The sequence below is a fragment of the Vibrio sp. 10N.261.55.C5 genome (genome assembly GCF_041470505.1).
In the GTDB taxonomy this organism is placed as follows: domain Bacteria; phylum Pseudomonadota; class Gammaproteobacteria; order Enterobacterales; family Vibrionaceae; genus Vibrio; species Vibrio crassostreae_C.
Genome location: NZ_JBFRMS010000020.1, coordinates 39174 through 59132 on the forward strand (window position 1 = coordinate 39174; position 19959 = coordinate 59132).

General features: G+C 41.8%; 14 protein-coding genes and 1 pseudogene. 12 read left to right on the top strand and 3 right to left on the bottom strand.

Annotation, left to right across the window (positions count from 1 at the left end):
• Positions 1-43: 43 nt before the first annotated feature.
• The 5 genes from AB4263_RS10015 to AB4263_RS10035 all read left to right on the top strand — a co-directional run bounded on the left by AB4263_RS10015 (position 44) and on the right by AB4263_RS10035 (position 6572).
• Positions 44-1216 (top strand): glycosidase, encoded by a 1173-nt coding sequence (locus AB4263_RS10015; RefSeq protein ID WP_050612990.1) that lies wholly within the window; start codon positions 44-46, stop codon positions 1214-1216.
• A gap of 353 nt (positions 1217-1569) precedes the next feature.
• Positions 1570-2871 carry a carbohydrate porin gene (locus AB4263_RS10020; RefSeq protein ID WP_050612989.1) on the top strand — a complete coding sequence of 434 codons (1302 nt, stop codon included), beginning with the start codon at positions 1570-1572 and terminating at the stop codon, positions 2869-2871.
• 123 nt (positions 2872-2994) lie between these two features.
• The gene (locus tag AB4263_RS10025; protein WP_372036941.1) at positions 2995-5019 is read left to right on the top strand and encodes a methyl-accepting chemotaxis protein; all 2025 of its coding nucleotides are present in this window, start codon (positions 2995-2997) and stop codon (positions 5017-5019) included.
• Positions 5006-6187 (top strand): hypothetical protein, encoded by a 1182-nt coding sequence (locus AB4263_RS10030; RefSeq protein WP_372042956.1) that lies wholly within the window; start codon positions 5006-5008, stop codon positions 6185-6187. Before AB4263_RS10025 ends, AB4263_RS10030 begins: the two co-directional genes overlap by 14 nt.
• 211 nt (positions 6188-6398) lie before the next feature.
• Positions 6399-6572 (top strand): type II secretion system protein, encoded by a 174-nt coding sequence (locus AB4263_RS10035; protein ID WP_372042957.1) that lies wholly within the window; start codon positions 6399-6401, stop codon positions 6570-6572.
• A 1559-nt stretch (positions 6573-8131) separates the two neighbouring features.
• On the opposite strand, the gene AB4263_RS10040 is transcribed toward AB4263_RS10035, so the two are convergent.
• The 3 genes and pseudogenes from AB4263_RS10040 to AB4263_RS10050 form a co-directional block, all read right to left on the bottom strand.
• Positions 8132-8383 carry a hypothetical protein gene (locus tag AB4263_RS10040; RefSeq protein ID WP_372042958.1) on the bottom strand — a complete coding sequence of 84 codons (252 nt, stop codon included), beginning with the start codon at positions 8381-8383 and terminating at the stop codon, positions 8132-8134.
• A 209-nt stretch (positions 8384-8592) separates the two neighbouring features.
• A pseudogene (locus AB4263_RS10045) lies at positions 8593-9192 on the bottom strand (tyrosine-type recombinase/integrase).
• Between the two features lie 152 nt (positions 9193-9344).
• Positions 9345-10643 carry an MFS transporter gene (locus tag AB4263_RS10050; RefSeq protein WP_372042959.1) on the bottom strand — a complete coding sequence of 433 codons (1299 nt, stop codon included), beginning with the start codon at positions 10641-10643 and terminating at the stop codon, positions 9345-9347.
• Positions 10644-11424: 781 nt separating this feature from the next.
• Here AB4263_RS10050 and hxsD point away from each other — a divergent pair.
• The 7 genes from hxsD (at position 11425) to AB4263_RS10085 (ending at position 19513) form a co-directional block, all read left to right on the top strand.
• The gene (gene hxsD / locus AB4263_RS10055; RefSeq protein WP_016800223.1) at positions 11425-11700 is read left to right on the top strand and encodes a His-Xaa-Ser system protein HxsD; all 276 of its coding nucleotides are present in this window, start codon (positions 11425-11427) and stop codon (positions 11698-11700) included.
• Positions 11697-13094, top strand: a complete 1398-nt coding sequence (gene hxsB, locus AB4263_RS10060; protein ID WP_372042960.1) for a His-Xaa-Ser system radical SAM maturase HxsB — start codon at positions 11697-11699, stop codon at positions 13092-13094. Before hxsD ends, hxsB begins: the two co-directional genes overlap by 4 nt.
• The gene (gene hxsC / locus AB4263_RS10065) at positions 13087-14205 is read left to right on the top strand and encodes a His-Xaa-Ser system radical SAM maturase HxsC (protein WP_171387693.1); all 1119 of its coding nucleotides are present in this window, start codon (positions 13087-13089) and stop codon (positions 14203-14205) included. Before hxsB ends, hxsC begins: the two co-directional genes overlap by 8 nt.
• Positions 14202-14735 (top strand): His-Xaa-Ser repeat protein HxsA, encoded by a 534-nt coding sequence (hxsA, locus tag AB4263_RS10070; protein ID WP_372042961.1) that lies wholly within the window; start codon positions 14202-14204, stop codon positions 14733-14735. Before hxsC ends, hxsA begins: the two co-directional genes overlap by 4 nt.
• Positions 14732-15088 (top strand): TIGR03982 family His-Xaa-Ser system protein, encoded by a 357-nt coding sequence (locus tag AB4263_RS10075; RefSeq protein WP_016799684.1) that lies wholly within the window; start codon positions 14732-14734, stop codon positions 15086-15088. The genes hxsA and AB4263_RS10075 overlap by 4 nt, the downstream gene beginning before the upstream one ends.
• Complete coding sequence (locus AB4263_RS10080; protein ID WP_171387692.1) at positions 15089-16324, top strand: His-Xaa-Ser system-associated MauG-like protein; 1236 nt, start codon at positions 15089-15091, stop codon at positions 16322-16324.
• Positions 16325-17203: 879 nt separating this feature from the next.
• The gene (locus AB4263_RS10085) at positions 17204-19513 is read left to right on the top strand and encodes a molybdopterin-dependent oxidoreductase (protein WP_102370553.1); all 2310 of its coding nucleotides are present in this window, start codon (positions 17204-17206) and stop codon (positions 19511-19513) included.
• The last annotated feature ends 446 nt before the right edge of the window (positions 19514-19959 follow it).

The window sequence follows — 19959 nt, forward strand, 5'->3', positions numbered from 1 at the left end:
TGAGCAGGCGAGTTTAGCGCTTGCTCTTTATTAGGTAGTTAATATGTCTAATTTTGAATCTCGCCTTGCCGCTCTGAACGAAGAGTTCAGAGGTAATACTGAATATAAAAATGCACCAGTCCTGCCTGGTAATGGTATTTTTCTGCGTTATGAAAAGCCTGTACTAACTGCAGACCACGCCCCACTATTTTGGCGCTACGATCTGAATCCAGAAGCAAATCCGTTCCTAATGGAGCGTCTAGGCATTAATGCTGTCCTTAATCCTGGGGCAATTGAGCTTGATGGTAAGTTCTACTTGGTTGCACGTGTTGAAGGTGATGATCGCAAATCATTTTTTGCTGTTGCAGAATCTGATAATGGCGTTGATGGTTTCCAATTTTGGGATGAACCTTGTGTCATTCCTGAAACAGAGAATCCGGATACAAACGTCTACGATATGCGTTTGGTTAAGCATGAAGATGGTTATATTTACGGATTATTTTGTACCGAGCGTAAAGACCCAGATGCACCAAATGGCGACGAGTCTGCGGCAGTTGCACAATGTGGTATCGTTCGCACTACTGATCTAAAAACATGGGAGCGCCTTGCAGATCTTAAAACGAATTCAGCTCAGCAGCGTAACGTTGTACTTCACCCTGAGTTTATTAATGGTAAGTACGCGCTTTATACTCGCCCTCAAGATAGCTTTATTGAAGCTGGCTCTGGTGGTGGTATTGGTATGGGTTTTGCGGACAGCATGGATCATGCAGTTGTCGACTTAGAGCACGTTATTGATCCTAAAACTTATCACACCATTAAAGAGTCTAAAAATGGCCAAGGTCCGGCCCCAATCAAAACAGATAAAGGTTGGTTACACATAGCTCACGGTGTACGAAATACGGCTGCTGGTTTGCGCTATGTACTTTACTCGTTCATGACTGGTCTGAATGATCCTCTGAAAGTGACGCATCGACCAAGTGGTTACTTCCTAGCTCCTGAGGGTGAAGAACGTGTTGGTGATGTGTCAAATGTCGTTTTCTCGAATGGCTTGATTGCTCGCGAAAATGGTGATGTCTTTATCTATTACGCTTCGTCTGATACTCGTTGTCACGTGCTAACAACGACGGTCGATCAGCTTGTCGATTATGTTATAAATACACCTGAAGATCCTCTTACTTCCGCAGCTTGTGTAGCACAGCGAATTGATTTGATTAAATCAAACAGAGCCTTCCTTTAGTATTTTTAGTGTTAATCCCTTCAAGCACCCTAATTAGGGTGCTTTTTTATTTGGCGAATATCGAAACGTTATTTTTATTTCAAAGAATAAGTTTTTTGTGAACCTTGTCTGTTTAGCGTTCATTTCTTGTTAGTTTTGCGTCATTACTCCCAATAAATCACTGAAATAACGTAATCAAGATCTCAAATTAAGATCAAATAGAGACTGATAATATAAAATGGTGATCTAAATCGTAACGTTATCATTTTTAATTTTGATATATTGGCTCCGAGACAAAAAATCCTTAATCCATAAGGGATTTATGGGTTGAGAAGGCAATACATACCTTACTGTAACGATAAGAAGAAAATATTATGAAATTAAATACTCTTACTAAAAGCATCGCGTTAGGACTTGCAGTGTGTTCCGTTCCTGCTTTAGCTCTTGAAACCACTGCTGAAATGCATGGTTATATTAAAGCAGGTCTATTGGCAAACGCTGATGGTACTCGCGCCAACTCTGTAGGATTGTTAACAGACTATGGTAAATGGCGCTTAGGTAATGAGCAGAATACTAAAATCGAACTTTTGCCAACTTTGAAAATGACTACCGATGATGGTACTTGGGCAAAAGCGCGAGTTAACCTTACGCATGAGACGAACTGTACTTCTGATTGGAATTGTGTGGATGGCGATGGGCATGATATCCAGTTCCGTGAAGGCTTTGTGGAAATGGGCGGCTTTGATTTTGCGCCAGAATCCGTTTTCTGGGCAGGTAAGCGTTACAGTTCTTCAAACACATCATCTCATCAGTTTGACTGGGAATACATACAATACAATGGTACTGGTGGTGGTATCGATAAGATTGATCTTGGTTTCGCTAAGATGGACATTGGCGTATATGCATTTCTGCCAAGCGATCGAAATGGTGAAGAGCCAGTAGATGGTACTGTTCAAGGTTACTCAGATGATTTCTCTCTTAATGTTTGGTTTAAGCAAATCGCAGGGTCGCAACTTGATGTTCAGTTGGTTGCTCATACGATGGAAGAGCACTCTTGGCATAAAGGCGCTGCTACTAATGGTGTAGGTGTTACAGCGTTATATAACTTTGATGGCTTTTACAATTTAGCAAATGGTTTCTCTCGTATGACACTTCAGTATGGTGAAGGGTTAGCTGCAGGGGATTCTTTAGGGAAAAACGGTTGGGGTTTTGCTAACTCGGAAGATACCAAATCATCACGCGTAGTTTTTGATGGTGTGGTGAACCTGAGTGAATCTTGGGAACTGTCAACATTCGCATTCTATCAAACGGATAGTGACTATGCTCCATGGAGTGACTGGTCAAACGCTGCAACAAAAGGCTACGATCGTGACGTATTTGCAATAGGTGTGCGTCCACATAATCAAATTACCAAAAATTTTGCGATGCAGTACGAAATCGGTTACGAGAACGTCAGTGAAGATAAAGTAGATGGTGCTGACGGCGGTTTATATAAAGTAACAGTAGCTCCAACATTAATGCTAGAAAGTGGTTTCTGGGCTCGTCCTCAAATTCGTGCGTTTGTTACTTATGCTCAATGGGATGATGAAGCTTCTAGTAAAGTAGATTCTGGTTATACGCGAGATGGTCAAACTGACACTCTAAACTTTGGTGTTCAAGCGGAAGTTTGGTTCTAACTACAACTCGCCATCAACTTGAAAAGTGAGAGTTGTATAGCTCTCACTTTTTTTGTCACTTTCTTTACTTTAGCGACATTTATTTCGCTATCTCAAGCTAACGCCAAGGTGTTCGAGGTGTTCATGAAAGTTGTTACCCAAATAGTATTAGCGTTTGTTGCTGTCCTTATAGGTTTTGGGCTTGCGAACGTGATTGTCCACCAAAAAGCTACATTTTCTAAACAAGAAATAACTAAGGCTATTGAGGAGTCACAGCATATCGCTGATATTGCTTCTGACCTAAGACAAAGATTTACTCAGTTCGATACGTTAGTCGCTCAACTAGGGAGTAGTGAGCTAATAGAGCAATTTAACGATCTTTCTGTAAAAGCTGACAGAGAATATAAAGAGTTTCGTAACGTAGTAAGTGGGTCGAGTAACCAATTACAACTACTCGATGTAAAAGGTTTGGATCAGGAAGTTCTGCATGAATTAGGTGATTTACTATTGGAAATGGAGTCAATCTATCGCCAGTTGATTATAAAACAAGATCACATCTATGCCCAAAGGAATGAGCTTGAGAGCCTGACATCAGCTTCAGACTTTCTTCTGAAGAAGGCTGTTAGGTATGTACAAAACGACGACTACTTAATTCAAGATATTGAAAGTGTTATTGAAAAACGCTCAACACTAATCGCACTGAGTAATCGAATTTTATTTGAGAATGGTTATAAAAAAGCAGAGGGTATAGCTAAACAAATTGAGATGCTGGGAGAAGAGGTCAATGATGACTTATCGTACTTAGCTAGTGAAATTCCCTTGTTAGCGACTGAGAGGGATTTTGCCCCATTTAATGAAAAAATTGTAAAAATACTGTATTCCAAACAGAGCTTATCTTCTACACAGCTTGAAATTATAAGATTAGTTGAGAGTTTGGATATCAAGAAACAGTCTTACGAACTCTTATCCAAACGAGTTTTAGGCGTTCTCAACGCACTCAATAACTCTGTTAAAGAAACCAGCGAACTAACACGTGACCGCATCGTTTCAACATTAGATACTATTGTTATTACACAAAATATAGCCGTATTTATGTGCTGTTTAGGTGTATGTTTCGTCGCTTATTTTTTAGTTAAACGTATCACTAGTCCTATTCAATATGTTCTTGGCATTTTAGAAGAAATGGTTCATGGCAACTACAGCCAATCAGTAAAAACTACAGGGTGGTCATCTGAGTTTCAAATCTTAACAGAAAGACTTGAGGATGTTATTCGAGCGAATGAATCGTTAATAAACAACGTCAAGACCGCGAGTTTAGACATTAAATCTCAAAGCCAAGAGAACTCACAAGCTGTCCATATCGTGGCAACGAGTGGTATCGAGCAAAAGTCAATGATGGCTCAAATTTCGACAGCAGTAGAGGAGTTGGACAATATTACGCGTAAGACAACTTTGTCTGTAGAGCAGTCTTCGGCCCATACCGAAGAGGTGAGAAGAATTGTCGGTGAAACTTTCAACGTCGTTGGTAATAATGTTGAAGGAAATAACACGCTTAGAACGTTGATCACCGATAGTACCGAAAACATCACACGTGTTGCTGAAAGATCAGAAGAAATAAACAAAATTATCAGTGTTATAGATGAAATTGCGAATCAAACCAATTTGCTCGCTTTAAATGCTGCCATCGAATCTGCTAGGGCTGGTGAATACGGTCGAGGCTTTGCTGTTGTATCTGATGAAGTACGAAACTTAGCCCATCGAACCACTGACTCTACTCAACAGATTCAAACAATGATAGAAAATTTGCAATGTGCGACAAAAGAGGCGGTAGATAGCATGTCAATGTGTGAGAAACAAATGACAACAAACCTAGTTTTCATCGATGAAACTAAGATTGCAATGAATCAAATTGAACTTAATATGAGTGGTTTGGCGGATGAAAGTTGCGTTGTTTTCACTTCGGCTCAAGAGCAATCTGTGTCTTGCAGCCAAATATCTACGGCAGTTAGTACGATATTGAGTGAGATAGAAGAAAGCGTTAGTAATCTCGAGAAAGTAAGCCAAAACAGCCAACACTTAGTTTCGCTGACTGCGAAGCAACAAGAGGAAGTTGCTTGGTTTCGAACGAACTGTGAACCATCAAGAATAGATAACAATGCTAGAAATTAAAGGAGTGGTGAAGCATGCAAGCTGGGGAGGTCTTCATCATATACCTCTAATGACTTCCCAAAATCATTCCAATATTAAGTGCTCAGAGTACCTGTTCACTGGTACTCCCTCTGATACTGTTAGATTGATTGACAGTTCTAATTTTTGTGATTGGCTTAAAGCGGCCCCCGAGATTCGTCTAGGTGTTCCTGGGGTAGAGGCATTTGGGTGTAATCTACCATTCTCAATAAAGCTTGTTGATGTAAATATACCTCGGCCTGTATGTTTATATCCCGGGCCTCTCGATATAGAGGTTGACCGCAATAGCCAAACACGAACATTACGTAGCGGGAAAGAAAAAAATAACTTGGATGCTGCAGGTCAAAAAAACGTTATTATAGCCGTCTCAGAAGTGGTGTTGCTATCCGGTTTTTTATCTAAAAAAGCGATTCTCGAAAAGTTAAGCTGCTCTGATATGTTTTCAGAAATTCGAGATGTTTTTAAAAAATTTGGATTAAAGGGTGGGCTGTCATTTATCTTAAAAATTGACGAGTCTTTTGCCACCTATCTGATTAAAAGGGTTTACGAGGCTTACAGGTCTCGGTTTGAAAATAGCGAAATTTCAACTCAAGACAATCTGTATTGGTTTTTAGAAAGCGTTAAATATCGTTTGGCTATTGGAGAGAAATTAAGATCTGATATTTTTTTAATGCTGTTTATGAAAGTACAGAGAGTAAAGCCGAGAGATGTTGTTTATATTGAATCTGGTTGTGCTTTTACTGTTCTTAATGGGTTCTATTTTGAGTTTTCTTCACCATTAAGCAACACTATAACCCCTACCTCTCAAAGTTCACATTGGCCGGTGGAGTTTTTGAAGCAGGTCGACGTAAGTAAAGGTATATCATTTCCCCTTGTTCCTGAAATGACGGACGAAAGGACAGCTGATTATCGAGTAAAAGGTTGTTTTTTAAAAGTCACCAGTTTTAAACTCATAGCTGAGGAATTGCTAACTATTCCGAATCAGGAGTTTCCGAGCCTTTGGATCGTCGCTAAAGGAGAGGTTATGTTTAATACCCAACAGCACTATTCATACACAGGTTCAGCACTATATCAGCGGCCCCAAGAATTCAATACTCTAGTTTCAACTCATGAAAGCTTCGTGTATCGTTTTAGTGTACAAGTAGATTGATAGATCAACAACTACAGATCGCAATCACTGAAATACGCACAATGTAGTAGTTGCCTGGTCCGCACTGTTGTATCGTTGGTAGCGAGTAAACCCACTTTAAGCTTAACCAGTTCCATTTTCTCTAGCTCGGAATAATGGGTACCACCAATACTAGCTGCGGATAGCATTTTTGATTTGGTGGTTGCTTATAAAGCATTCAGGGTGATGTATTTTGAAAAAACTAATCGGATTCACTCTTATTGAGTTAGTTATAGTCAACGTTGTGATCGGCATTCTTGCTGTAACGGTTGCTCCTCGGTTTCTAAATATTCAGAATGATTCCCGCTTTTCTGCGATGAAAGGGTTAGAGTCGAATTTAGAAACTGCGAATAATATTACTTATTGAGCAGCAACTGGAAAATGAAGAAGAAGCTGAGCTTGCTTCTGGCGTAGAAGTTCATTGGGGATATCCAAAAGATACTCAAAGAAATTTAAAGCGAGTTATTAATATTGATGAAAGTTCCGACTGGATGCTGTCTGGCTCAAACCCTGTTATTTTTACTTTTTTCAATCAAACCAATGATATGAACGTTGAAGAGATAAAATCGAATACGACTATATGTAAACTCACTTACAAGGAAGCAAATAAAGGGGAAAGACCTACGATTACTATCTCAGGTATAAGCTGTAAGGAATAACACAGACCATGAATAAATATGCGAATTTTCTATGATTTTAAGAAAAACACAGTCCCAGTACCGTTAAGGCACTTCCTCTAAATTAAACTACGTATCATTGTTTAACTTACTCCGACATGTCGCTACAGGTTAGGGAGACGTTTTTATATCTAAGCCTGGGCGTACTGAGTGCTGTTATGGTAAATTGACCGATTTTTACTTACAGGTTTACTGGATAATAAGCACTATTTTACGATACCTAAAAAATCAACCTTGTAACGTACAAAGTACCACCTCACGCAAACTTTTAAATAAATAAAAAATACTGCATTTCATAAAAGACAAGTCGGGCTATAGTTAATGAGCTAGCTAGGCATTAATTAGCTTAAATCTACGCAAAAGGACCTTGCCGAGAAATGAGTGGTCCAAGTTGTATCTCATTTTTTAATTCCCACTTAAAACCTTAAAATTTTGGTGTCAGAGATAGGCCTCAGAAGCTTTCAAATGCTTTTGGCGAATATTTTGGACACTTGAGTATGTTTCTATCAGTCCCCTTCATTTCATAGACTTACGAGGGACATTCATATCTTCAGAGAATCCATTCACTTTCCCGTTGATCATCTTTTTTACTTAGTAGCCCACTCTGTAGTGGGGTTATATAAGTAAATTAGTAGCGAGAGCTTGGAAACGTTTCCCCAGGAAGTAGTGAGTACCAATAGGCCCACATAGAAAATCTTAAAAAACTTCACTTCTGTATTGAGGGGGAGTTTTAATGAAGGTGTATCAATGCTTATCGATATTGAATGTTTCAGGAGCAATAACTGAAGCCACTCTAACAATGCTTGCATTTTTATGAGACGCGACAAGGCCGGCAATTTCTCGACCAATTCTTTTAAACTTTTTAGTCTAAAAAGAAAGAACATTCACTTTTCTGGTCGAGATTATACTCAAATCCTAACTTCGACCAAAAGGATAAATTAATAGAGTGCTGTGTTCGACCAGGATAATTAAACCTTTTAGTCGAGTGACTATTTGAATTGACCTCTTTGGTCAGAGGCGTGATAGCTATGAACTGCGTTAGCTTGTTTCTTTGAGGAAGTAAGCTTGCTGCATTCGGTTCTTAGCTTTACGCTAATAGCGAGAGCCTCGGTTATCCCTGCTTTATTCTTTGAGTAGCTATTTACTGTCTGGACAGAAGTAATGGTATCAATTTGAATCTAACGTAATTGGAAAGCAGCCCACCGAGGACATACGATAAGCCTAAGGTACTCTCCCTCTCATATTTGGTTTAAAATGGAAAGTGATCTTCTTCATACCCTTCAGCCCAAGTTACTAGCTTTTCAAGCTCATCACCTTCGGGTGTGTCTGGTTCAGCCACATCAAACAAGGACTCAATTCTTTTCAAAACGGCTTTATAGTCGATTTCTGAGGGTTCTAGTCCCACTTCATTTAATGAAACTGTAGCAAGCCCATCAGCGTGGGCAGTATTAGGTGTAATACCCTCAAGCAGTTCTTTTTCTGATAGCTTTTTCTTCCTCATAAGTCGTTTCTCGATTCAAAAATGACATTAGATAGTTTATAGCATGATGGACTACTAACCGTAATGTAGAACATTATTCAAATAAATATCATGTTAGTTTTGTGCGTTCTAAACACGTCTTGGAGCAAAATTAGCTCGTTTCGCAGGTTGCGAATCGCACCCTGCGAACCGAATTTATAGTACAAAAAGCCTGTTGCAGATCCTGTTTGTCAACAGTCTGCTTTCTCAGACGCTCTAAGAGCGTCTTCTAGCTCGAATTCAAGGTATCGAATTGTGTTATCTAGTTTCGAGTGCCCAAGCAAGATCTGTACGGCTCTGATATTTTTCGTTCGGGCATACATTAGAGTAGCTTTGGTACGGCGCATGAAATGAGAGCCATAATAGTCAGCATTCAATCTCAGTTTTGCAGCCCAATCTCGAATAATTGAGCGATAGAATGAGTAGCTGATAGGTTGCCCAGGCCGTAGGCTACTCGGGAATAGATAGAAGGCTGCTTGCCTCTAGTGATGCTGCAAAAATCCATCGGTTAATGCTTTGTTGTGTTCTCGGAGTAATCTCATAGTGGACATCGGTACCAGTTTTTTGCTGGATGCACTAAAACCCTTTCATAGATAGCTCCCTGCGATGAAACATCGTAAACGTGTAGCTTTAGCAAATCACTCGCTCTTAACTTACTATTTATAGCTAGGTTCAGTAATGCGATTTGCATAAGATTTTTCAATCTCCAGCCTAGTTCTGATCCGCCAGATCTCTTCAAGTTTAAATGGTCTTTTGATGCCTCTGCATTTTACAGAAGATAACTTTCTCATGATGACCTCATCTCAGTGCTTTTGGTCAATATGAAGTTTGGCAGTCACCTTTAGTAAAGTTCAGGACTATCTCAAACGTTGGTTTCCAGAAGTGTGTTAGCGGGGCGTGTATGGTACACGAAATGCCCTATTCTTTGTTAGCCAAAGCTTGATTAAACCTCTTTGAGTTTCAATGCAATGATTAAGGCTGCGCAGCTACTTACTGAAAATAAGATGATTACCGCCGTTAGATTCCACTGTGCAATGATCGCGCTGATTGCTCCGTATACCAGTAAAAGAAGACCAATGACCGTATTACTCACTGACACATAGTCGGTTCTTTGGTTGCCGTCTGCCATATCGATAAGATAAGTCTTCCGCCCTAAACGGACTCCTTGGTGTGTAATTGCGAGCAAAAAATAAATAAGAAGGTAAACAATTAAGACAGTCATCGAAGACAAAGCCGATTCGATTGTCACCTGGAATATAGCCGTGCACAGAAAAATACAAATGGAGAGTGCCGCCGTTAACAAGATCACATAGCGACTGCTGCGATCCGCCAACAATCCCCAAAACCAACCACTAATCAAGTTGGCCATTCCAGCTAAGATCACAAACAGCAGAACGCCACCAAGGTCAGTGTGGGGGGGTGCCAGTAAAACAATAAATGGAGCCGCTAGACTAGAACTCATTAGCAGTGCTCGTACCATCACAAAGCGTTGAAATTGGTTATCGCTACGTAAAAGGTTAAGGTTCTTTAATGCGACTTTAAATCCGTTGCCTGCCCCTTCTGTTGCGCCTTCATACTCAACAATCAACCCAAAACTGACGGCGGCAAACACCCAGAATAGGCTGGCAATCACCAACATTGTGGCCACAAAATTAATTGAATCATACTGAAAAGCTAGCATGCTGCCAGTGACCAGTAGGGTAATGATGCCCGATAGGCTAGCGCTTAGACCGCCCAATCGACCTCGTCGAGCTTTAGGAATCGTTTTTCCTTGTACATCTTTGTTGGCAATAGAGCAGAGTCCGCGGCTAAGCGAGAAAGTAATCAGTAATACTATAACCGTCCAGCCAAGCCTAGCGCCGTTGAGCTGGAGCGCAGAGATAGCCATTAAAGCAACAGCAGCTCCCTGTAACAATGATCCGATGACATAAAATTGTTTTCGGAGCTGGAATTGACGAACGATTCCGCCCAATAATAGTTGCGGAATCAGAGATCCAGACTCGCGAATGGGAACTAACAGTGCGGTGAAAAAAGCGGGTGCTCCGGCGGAGGCCAGGAGCCAAGGTAGCACGGCTTTACTGCTGGTGAATGAATCTGCCAGCTTGGTGCTTAGCTGAGCAATTAATATTTTAAAAAAATTACCGGGAACCTCACTGCAAGCTGAGTCAGGTATCCCAGCGCATGCCCGAGCATCTTCTTCGTTTGAGACCCGTTGATAGAGGGTTGTACTATTAAGTTTCATTTATGATCTCCCTAGGCTACTTATTACGGGTAGTAAGGGGCATAAGTTCATTTACAAGCTCAAGTACAACGTTAAAATTGATCACGCCTTAAATACTGTGCAAGGCAATGTCAGTTTCTTGAAAGGCAATATCTATATAGATGTGTTCTGCTCCAGTGATTCTGTACACTCGCATGGGCGAGTTTGCCATATTTTAGTCAATTTATCTTTTTCTAAATTAGCAAGATCGCAACTCGGAAATGCCCCAAAATGATTTTGAGCTGAGACCATCAGCAAAGTCTTATCGACAGACTGACCTATTTTTCCTAATGACTAACATTAACATGTTCTAAGCAAAGTATATGGGGTATGCGGAATGCCAAGGAAGGGATCAGAAAGACATATATTCTCATTCGATGGTGGCGAGAAGCTCACAACACTGGCCGCTCTTAATGTCGGCAAATGTTTTGTTAGGAGTGCTGTCGACCTCTATCATGGAAGCTATCTTTAACGTTCAAGGTTCGGGGACAACTTTCAATCAGGCATCTAAACCGTGGCGAAGTAAGGCGATGAGTAGAGAGCTGTTGTTTTTCGAACAAAAAGCATTGCAACGATTTCTTTTGAATCAATGCACTTATGCCTCAAAATTAAATGGCAACAACCCTCTCCAAATGCGACTCTCATCATAACCACTAGAATGCATATGGTGCTATATTTTCACTTTACATAATTATTTTGCACTCCTTTAGCGACAAACTCAACGTGCCTTTTGTGGGAGCAAATCCAATAAAAAGGTGTGTGCATGTTAATTCATCAATTAGAAAAAAGTACTTTCTCAGAGTCAGTTGTCCGGCATGCTTTGTATTGGATGTCTCCTTTAACTACCTGGAAGCTGGCAGATGAAGACACTCGGTGGGCCGTCCATTTTTCTTCCCAAGATGAGGATATCATTCTGGAATTCGAACGCCTGTTGAATGACTATCTGCTTCGAGAAAAATTATCAGAGAAAACCAGTAGTTATTTGGAAGGGATTTCCGCAGCTGTTCTTAGCTCCGTTGAGAAGAAGCTATTGAAATGAACGTACTGCCTTTTAACTTCGAGTTTCTTGACTCTGATATTGCGTTATTAACGAATCAGGCCGGGTTTCATGCGTACTTGAGCAGAATGGAACTCAATTCGCTGATAGATAAAAACTCCACCGATGATGCTGTCATCGATGAGTTGCTTGAAAGAAAGCTCTTTATTTGTGATGACGAATACCAATCTGCTTCGGTTAGCTCTCTCGCTTCGGGTATGTCAAAACGCTTAATGTCGGCGCTCCACTTCAATCCCATATTTATGATTGTGCCAACGCTAAGATGTGATCACACATGCCATTATTGCCAGGTGAGCCGAGCCTCTGTCAAAGCAAGTAACTACGACCTAGATCCAGACTTGATTCCCCTTTTGCTCGAACGAATCCGTTCCCTCGGAAATGCGCCATACAAGCTGGAAATCCAAGGTGGAGAGCCTCTTTTAAGGTTTGATCTCGTTCAAAAGATCTATCAGGAGGCGGTTTCTAACCTGGGAGTCGACCAGTTTGAGATCGTAATTGCAACGAGCCTTTCTCTACTGAGCGATGACGTTTTGACATGGAGTGAAGACAAACCTATTAATTTCTCAACTTCACTCGATGGGGGGGCGCTCACACATAATTCCAATCGAGTGTTGAAGGGTGGAAATTCCTTTGAACTGGTGAAACAAGGCGTTGAAAAAATTAGACGTAGGTTAGGTCCGGATAGGGTTGCTACCGTTACCACGGTAACCGAGGCGTTGTTGAAAAAACCTGAAGATATCGTCGATGCGCATAGTGATCTAGGATTTTCTGACATGTTTGTTCGCCCGATAAGCCCTTACGGTTTTGCCAATAAAGGGAATGCTAAGACGTACGATATTAAGGCGTTCATTGCTTTTTATGAACAACTCTTGAAGGTCTTAAATCGAAAGCGACTCGCAGGGGAGAGGATCATCGAACATTCTGCATTGATTCACCTTAGAAGAATATTTAATGCGGATTACAGTGGATACGCAGACCTAAAATCCCCGAGCGGCCTAATCCTAAACTGTATCATGTTCAATTATGATGGCCGTATATATGGAAGCGATGAGGCTCGGATGCTTCAAAAAACCAACCCCGATATCGATTTTTCACTTGGAACCATTCAAGAGCCAGCCATCGAGTCAAACAGTCTGTACAAATCAATATTGTCTCAGTCTTTTATTTCTGTTCATCCGGGGTGTGCCTCCTGTGCGTACCAACCGTTTTGTGGCTCAGACCCTTGTCAAAACATTAGTGTTTTTGGAGAGCCAATCGGCGATAAGAGCCTTTCTCGATTTTGTCAGTATCACAAAGCAATGTTCACATTAATTCTTAAGCACCTATACCTAGAAGATGGCATTGGTGAGATGCTTAAGGAATGGTTATATGAGTAACGTCATTCGACCCGATACATTCTCGTTGGAAGAAGACGGATTTTCGACCCCAGGTTTTTATCAAATCCGCAAAGATAAAGGAACGAGCGACAGTCGTTACTTAGAACAGATCTTCCTTGCAAAAGAGCAACAAGCACCCCTGAACTCTGCTCGTGACGACTTTGTTGGTGTTATCACTCATGCGACCTTACATGATTCTGTAGATGATGGCGATGTGGTCAACATAAACCAGTTTAGGCAGTTGCGCGTTATTTTGTCGCGAAGAGCCAATCACAACACACTGCTTGTAACCGAGCGCTGCAATAACCTTTGCTTATTTTGTTCGCAACCTCCACGAGAGGAAAAGGATGACTGGTTGTTGTCATACGGAGCGCTCGCTCTAGCCGCATTTGGATTTGATGGTGATGTTGGTATTAGTGGTGGGGAGCCACTATTGTACGGTGATGCTTTTATCAAATTTTTGGCATTTGTTTCAGACCATGCTCCCAATACTCGCCTACATGTCCTGACCAATGGGCGTGCATTTTCAGATTTAGAATTTACTGGAAAGTTGGCTTCGATGGCTAGTCGCCTCGATATTACCTTCGGTATTCCTCTCTATTCGGTGAGAGGCCGAATTCATGATCATCTAGTTGGAAGAGATGGTGCGTTTTCACAAACGGTCGTTGGGATGATCAACGCTGGAAACTCAGGCATTAAGATGGAAGTGCGCTTCATTCCGACTCAACACAACGCTAGTGAGCTACCACAAGTTGCCGAATACATTGCTCGTGTTTTTTCTGGTGTTGTGCAGTTGTCGATAATGAACCTGGAAGCGACTGGTTGGGCTAAAAGAAACTGGTTAGCGCTAGAGTGCGCTCCAGAAAATTATGAAGACGCCCTGATAAAGGGCCTGTTGACTGCTGAAATTGCCGGGTTAAATCCGACGCTGTTTAATTTTCCACTTTGTCATTTACCTTCTTCAATCAGATCGTACGCTGTCAAATCTATATCAGACTGGAAGAACTACTATCCTAGTGAGTGTTCGGATTGTCAGTTAAAAGACAGTTGTGGAGGTTATTTCTCATCGTCTCGTGGAAAGTATCATGCATCACCAAGGAGAATAATATGAAAAGGAATTTCAATCTAGCTGCCTTACTACCAGGTTTCTTCGCTTTAAACTCAGGTGCCGACGCAGGTACTGCAGCGCCGGAGGAGCACGATGTTAAAGATGAATTGTTACTCGACAAGGTTGTGCTAGCGCCACTAAATGAGGCTATTCCCCTATACATCGCAGCGCATCGGAGCCACAGTAGCCACAGAAGTCATAGTTCTCATCGGTCGTCCGCGGGGTCGACCTATAGTGCTCCAGTTAAAAAGCAAAAATCCCAACCTCTTACTCAACCTTCTACCCCGAGTTATACAGCGCCTGCAACCAAACCATCAGTATCTACTGTAGAGGAATTAGAAAAACGTAAGGAGCTTATCATCCGAGTTCAGTTCGCACTCTATACAAGTGGTTACTACAAAGGAATCATCGATGGGATTATGGGCAAGCAAACTCGTAAAGCATTAAATGCCTATCGAGTGGACAACAATATACCTGTCTCTCAAAACCTTGATACGGTGACATTGAATTCACTAGGGATTCTTGCGCGATGAAGCGTGTTTTTTACTTCGTTATTTCACTGTGCTGTATCGCCTGGATAGGAATCTATGTGGTTTCACCCGTGTTTGCATACTTCTATTATAAAAATCAGTTTATGGAGCAAACCGCTGAGTGTTCTCTGGCGATGGATGAGACTTGGTATATTGAGCAATTGGAATCAAAGACATTGAACCAAACAGCAAAAGTACATTTATTGGCGTGCCACGAATATGATAAAACTCGGAAGATCATGCTTGCAATGCGAGTACCAGAGTCTGTACTTGGTTACCTTGGGCTGGAGGCAATAGAGCTGCACCAACGTTCAATTGAACCATTGATAGAGCAACATAGGTTTAGGGAGAGGTAAATGAGAGCCTGGCTTCTTGTTGTGTTTGCGTCATTCCAGGTTAGCGCCATGTCTCTGGATGAGACATTAAGGGTAGCTATTCAAGCGTTTGAGCTTGAAGGGAATGTTTGTTCAAAGCTGTTGGTGAAAGAACCTTCGTATTTGGCAGATGTGGGCAAAGTTGTTTTTGAACGCCCAGTATTGAGTGGGGATAAGGACACTACGTGTGCTAATTGTCATCTTGATAACAAGGCACTCACTGATGGGCTACCTTTAGCGATTGGTGTTGGAGGGATAGGTGAAGGTGAGGAGAGGTTAGCTAGTGGTGGCGCAGTTGTGCCGCGTAACGCTTTTACTCTTTTTGCTCGGGGTGATAGCCGATTCAATACGTTCTTTTGGGATGGTAAGGTTCAAGCTATTGACGGACAGATTTTTTCACCCGTTGGCGAGGGGAGCTCGTTGGGCTTTGATTCTGCGCTCGCTGTCGCGGCAGTTTTACCGCTATTGGCTCGTGACGAGTTTCTAGGGACCAGTAAACGATTCAATACCAATCGCCATGTCGACTTAGTTGAGTCACAATACTATGCTGACAAGGTACCCGCCCAAAATACTTTCATTCAAGAAAGGTTACTCGAAAAAAATGATCCTGATGTTCGAATGCTGCTGGCCGCAATGGAGTCTGCCAGCATACCTCAGGTAGACCTGACATTACCTATGGTCGGTAATGCATTGGCAAGCTTCATAAGGCAGAAGATCAGTGAGGATTGTACGCCTTCAGCTTGGGAACAATACATAAATGGTGATACGTCTTCATTGTCAAAAGAGCAAAAACGCGGTGCCATACTTTTTTATGGTAAAGCGCGTTGTGCTTCTTGTCATTCTGGGGACTTAATGAGTGATATGTCATTTCATTCAATTGGTGTTCCTCAGGGAAATCAAGGTCCCCACATGTTTGGACAAGATTTTGGTCGAGCATTGGTGACTCTGGACAACAGGGATAGATATGCGTTTAGAACGCCTTCATTGGTAGCGGTATCTAAAACGGCCCCATATGGACATAATGGTATTTTTCCTACATTGGAAGGGGTGGTTAAGCATCATATCAGTCCCATATTCTACTATCGGGACCCGACAGTCTCCGATCAAATGATTCTCGATAATAATGAATCGTTGGACAGACGCAGTGAAATGCTACGCTGGATTAGAGTGGATGAAAGTGAGCTTAGTCAGTTGCTGACATTTCTGGATGCGCTGTAGAGCTAGGTTGTTATAGGGGTTACTTGCTTGGTGTAAATGATAGGAACTGCTAACGCTTAACTCCACAATATAAAGGTGATTGCTTGTATTCTTGTTAGTGGGTGTTCCTAATGGTATTCATCTCGGTAATAACATTACTAGTGTGTTTTGACTGATTCCAACAATACGATATTGTTTAGTACACTATTTCCTTTATCTTTAGGCTCATCCGAGTGGGATAGTGAGCCAAATTTCTATATACATCTCGTAGTTTTACCAAGTATCTACATTACGTTAGTCATGTAGTATGGAGCTTTTTCAAGATGGTCACTTACTAAGGACCTACTAGGGGAAGGTCTTTCGTTTTGCTTAGCGAAGTTTTCTAAATTTGAAGTAATCTATTGATTACTAATTTAGCTAGATCACTGACTCACTTTTGTCCAAAAGTGTCCCAGCTCCTCAATCAGCAAGGTTCTGGACAAAAGTTTATCAACGACTTTGCTATCAAAAACAGTCATCAGACCGCCTAAAATGCTTTAAGCGGACATCTTGGACGTAATATATACTATACGCTTTGAAAGTTTGTGACGCTTTCAAAGCGATTTACAGGGCAAAAATCATCGAATTCGTTTGAGCTAAGAACAACACTATGACGGTCGTCATTTACCGGACTTTGTGAGTTTTGGGTGTAAGATTAGTTATATGTGGTCAAAATGCACCTGACCGAGAACGTGGGCTTATTGATAATAACGTATTCTTAAATATCCTGAATGAGATCTGGAACAATCGGGTTCCACAGGGGTAAACTTCAGCCAAAGGCTACTGTTTGGCACCTATGACAAGCGTTGATCGCCAACACAGCGGTGATGCGATGTTCTTATCACTTAACTAAGTAACAATATGACGAAAAAGTACACAACCTCCAGTCACTGGGGAGCAGGGATTGCAGAGGTCAAGGACGGTAAATTAGTTCGCGTCAGTGCACACCCAATCGATACGGATCCTTCTCCTATCAATGACAACATGCACAGCTCTCTTTATGGGTCAGCCAGAATAAAGAAACCAGCTGTTCGTAAAAGCTATCTAGAGAACGGACCACAACATAAAAATAACACAAGGGGTCAAGAACCTTTTGTTGAGGTTTCTTGGGAAACAGCATTTGACCTTATCAGCAATGCTGTTAAGTCAACCTGTAACGAACACGGCAACAAAGCTATATTCGGCGGTTCTTATGGTTGGGGCAGTGCTGGTCGTTTTCATCATGCTCAAAGTCAGCTTAAGCGATTCTTAACCTGTGCTGGTGGATTTGTAAGCAGTGAAGGTAACTACAGCTACAATACTGCACTTATCCTGTTACCACATATTGTTGGTGACTTTAATAAATTGACATCTACTGCTACTCGTTGGTCAACGATTGCCAAAGAGGGCGAGTTGGTTGTTATGTTTGGTGGTGTACCACTTAAGAGCGCTCAAGTTTCTCCTGGTGGTTGCGCTCGTCACCGGTTGAAAGACGAACTACTGGCATGTCGCAAAGCGGGGGTAGAGTTTATTGACATCAATCCGTGTCGCTCAGACTCTCCGGCAGAAATTGAAGCTGAATGGTTGGCTGCAGTTCCTGGCTCTGACTCAGCGATAATGCTGGGACTTGCGCACACCTTGCTTGTTGAAGATCTTCATGACAATGAATTCCTCGACAAATATAGCGTTGGGTTTGATGAAGTTAAGGCGTACCTGCTTGGTGAGAAAGACGGCGTAACTAAAACAGCAGAGTGGGCCAGTGCTTTATCGGAAATCCCGGCTGAACGTATTAAACAACTTGCTCGCCAAATGGCTAAGTCTCGTACCTTTATCTGTACAGCCGCAGGGGTTCAAAGAACTGAGCATGGCGAACAAACGCTTTGGGGAACGATCACTTTAGCTTCTATGCTTGGCCAAATTGGCTTACCTGGTGGTGGCTACGCTATTGCGTATGGGTCTGACGGTGGGATTGGACTAATGCATCGCCCTATTCGTTGGCCTACATTCCCACAGCGCAAAAACAACGTCGATACATTCATTCCGGTGGCGTGTATTTCCGACATGTTGCTCAATCCGGGGGAGGAGTACCAATACAACGGTATGAATTTGACTTACCCGGATGTCCGTATGGTTTGGTGGGCCGGTGGTAATCCATTTCACCATCATCAAGATATTAACCGCTTAGTTGAGGCATTTCAGCAACCTGAAACTATCATAGTCAATGAAATCAACTGGACATCAACAGCAAGGTTTGCAGACATCGTATTGCCAGTAACGACAACATTAGAGCGAGAAGATATCGGTGCTGGATCCCGTGACAACAGCTTAATCCCTATGCCTAGAGTAGTTGAGCCTGTAGGTGAAGCTCGTGATGAGTTTGATATTTTCACAGAAATCGCAAAGCGTTTAGATATCGAAGAGGACTTCACTCAAAACAAGACCTCACGTCAATGGCTTGAGAGCATGTGGCAAAAGCTGATTCCTGAGTCGAAAAATTTAGGTGTTGAACTTCCAGATTTTGATGCGTTTTTGAATGGGGATATTATCGAGTTCGCAGATCCGAGCCCGGAAACCGTGCTGCTTGCGGAATTTAGACAAGACCCTGCCTTGCATCCATTGACTACACCAAGCGGTAAGATCGAGCTCTACAGCGAACGTATTGCCTCGTTTGGATACGAAGATTGCCCAGGACAGTTTACCTGGCTACCTCCGACAGAGTGGTTGAATTCAAAACAAGCGGAAATATTCCCGCTTCATATGATTTCAGGGCAGCCGAAAACAAAACTACATAGCCAACTAGACTCAGGCCGTTACAGCCGAAATGCTAAGATTAAAGGGCGTGAACCAGTGATGATCAACCCGATAGATGCGAAGAATCGAGGAGTTGAAGATGGAGATATCGTAAAAGTTTTTAACGACCGAGGGGCTTGTCTAGCAGGCGTTGTTGTTACTGAAGACATTCGAGAAAGAACCATCTATTTGTGTACGGGTTCATGGTATGACCCGATGAATCCAAGTGAAAAAGGTAGCCTTGATAAGCATAGTAATCCGAATGTTCTCACTCATGATAAACGTACATCGAAATTATCACAAAGTACTGCGGCTCATAGTGCATTAGTCAATATAGAGAAATTCGAAGGCGACTTGCCGGAGATAACTGTATTTGATTCGCCTGAGATGTCTACCGAGTAGCTAAATTCCGCGTTGACTCGTATTATAAAGAGGCTTTTGAGGACTCAAAACAAAAGAGTAGTGAAATACTTGTCTCTTGAGTACAAGCCTGGTTGATCAAGAGACTTAGAGAGTGCATACCTTTAAGGATGGTTTGTAACCTGAACCATCCTTGACGTAACGTTTTTATATCAGCACGACCGGTTCGTTTGGTATTTCTCTAACTCCTTAATCAGGCAATACCGTTGTAAACCTATTATATGACGTGCTTTCTTCGTCTGTTTTTTGCTCTCCAACTTTAACCACATTAGTTTCAATTCTTTACTTTTTAACACCTACTTATAACTGCTCTTAGAGATCTTATTTGACTAATTCATAAATCTCAACTCTCCTTACTCTATGTGCCCCACATAGTCGAGATGTTATCGAACTTTTTTATAGATATTGACGATCTCAGAATATTTACT

Bases quoted from the DNA above. Each gene is read 5' to 3' on its own strand.
- AB4263_RS10015 (WP_050612990.1), top strand. From the start codon at position 44: ATGTCTAATTTTGAATCTCGCCTTGCCGCTCTGAACGAAGAGTTCAGA.
- AB4263_RS10020 (WP_050612989.1), top strand. From the start codon at position 1,570: ATGAAATTAAATACTCTTACTAAAAGCATCGCGTTAGGACTTGCAGTG.
- AB4263_RS10025 (WP_372036941.1), top strand. From the start codon at position 2,995: ATGAAAGTTGTTACCCAAATAGTATTAGCGTTTGTTGCTGTCCTTATA.
- AB4263_RS10030 (WP_372042956.1), top strand. From the start codon at position 5,006: ATGCTAGAAATTAAAGGAGTGGTGAAGCATGCAAGCTGGGGAGGTCTT.
- AB4263_RS10040 (WP_372042958.1), bottom strand. From the start codon at position 8,383: ATGAGGAAGAAAAAGCTATCAGAAAAAGAACTGCTTGAGGGTATTACA.
- AB4263_RS10050 (WP_372042959.1), bottom strand. From the start codon at position 10,643: ATGAAACTTAATAGTACAACCCTCTATCAACGGGTCTCAAACGAAGAA.
- hxsD (WP_016800223.1), top strand. From the start codon at position 11,425: ATGTTAATTCATCAATTAGAAAAAAGTACTTTCTCAGAGTCAGTTGTC.
- hxsB (WP_372042960.1), top strand. From the start codon at position 11,697: ATGAACGTACTGCCTTTTAACTTCGAGTTTCTTGACTCTGATATTGCG.
- hxsC (WP_171387693.1), top strand. From the start codon at position 13,087: ATGAGTAACGTCATTCGACCCGATACATTCTCGTTGGAAGAAGACGGA.
- hxsA (WP_372042961.1), top strand. From the start codon at position 14,202: ATGAAAAGGAATTTCAATCTAGCTGCCTTACTACCAGGTTTCTTCGCT.
- AB4263_RS10075 (WP_016799684.1), top strand. From the start codon at position 14,732: ATGAAGCGTGTTTTTTACTTCGTTATTTCACTGTGCTGTATCGCCTGG.
- AB4263_RS10080 (WP_171387692.1), top strand. From the start codon at position 15,089: ATGAGAGCCTGGCTTCTTGTTGTGTTTGCGTCATTCCAGGTTAGCGCC.
- AB4263_RS10085 (WP_102370553.1), top strand. From the start codon at position 17,204: ATGACGAAAAAGTACACAACCTCCAGTCACTGGGGAGCAGGGATTGCA.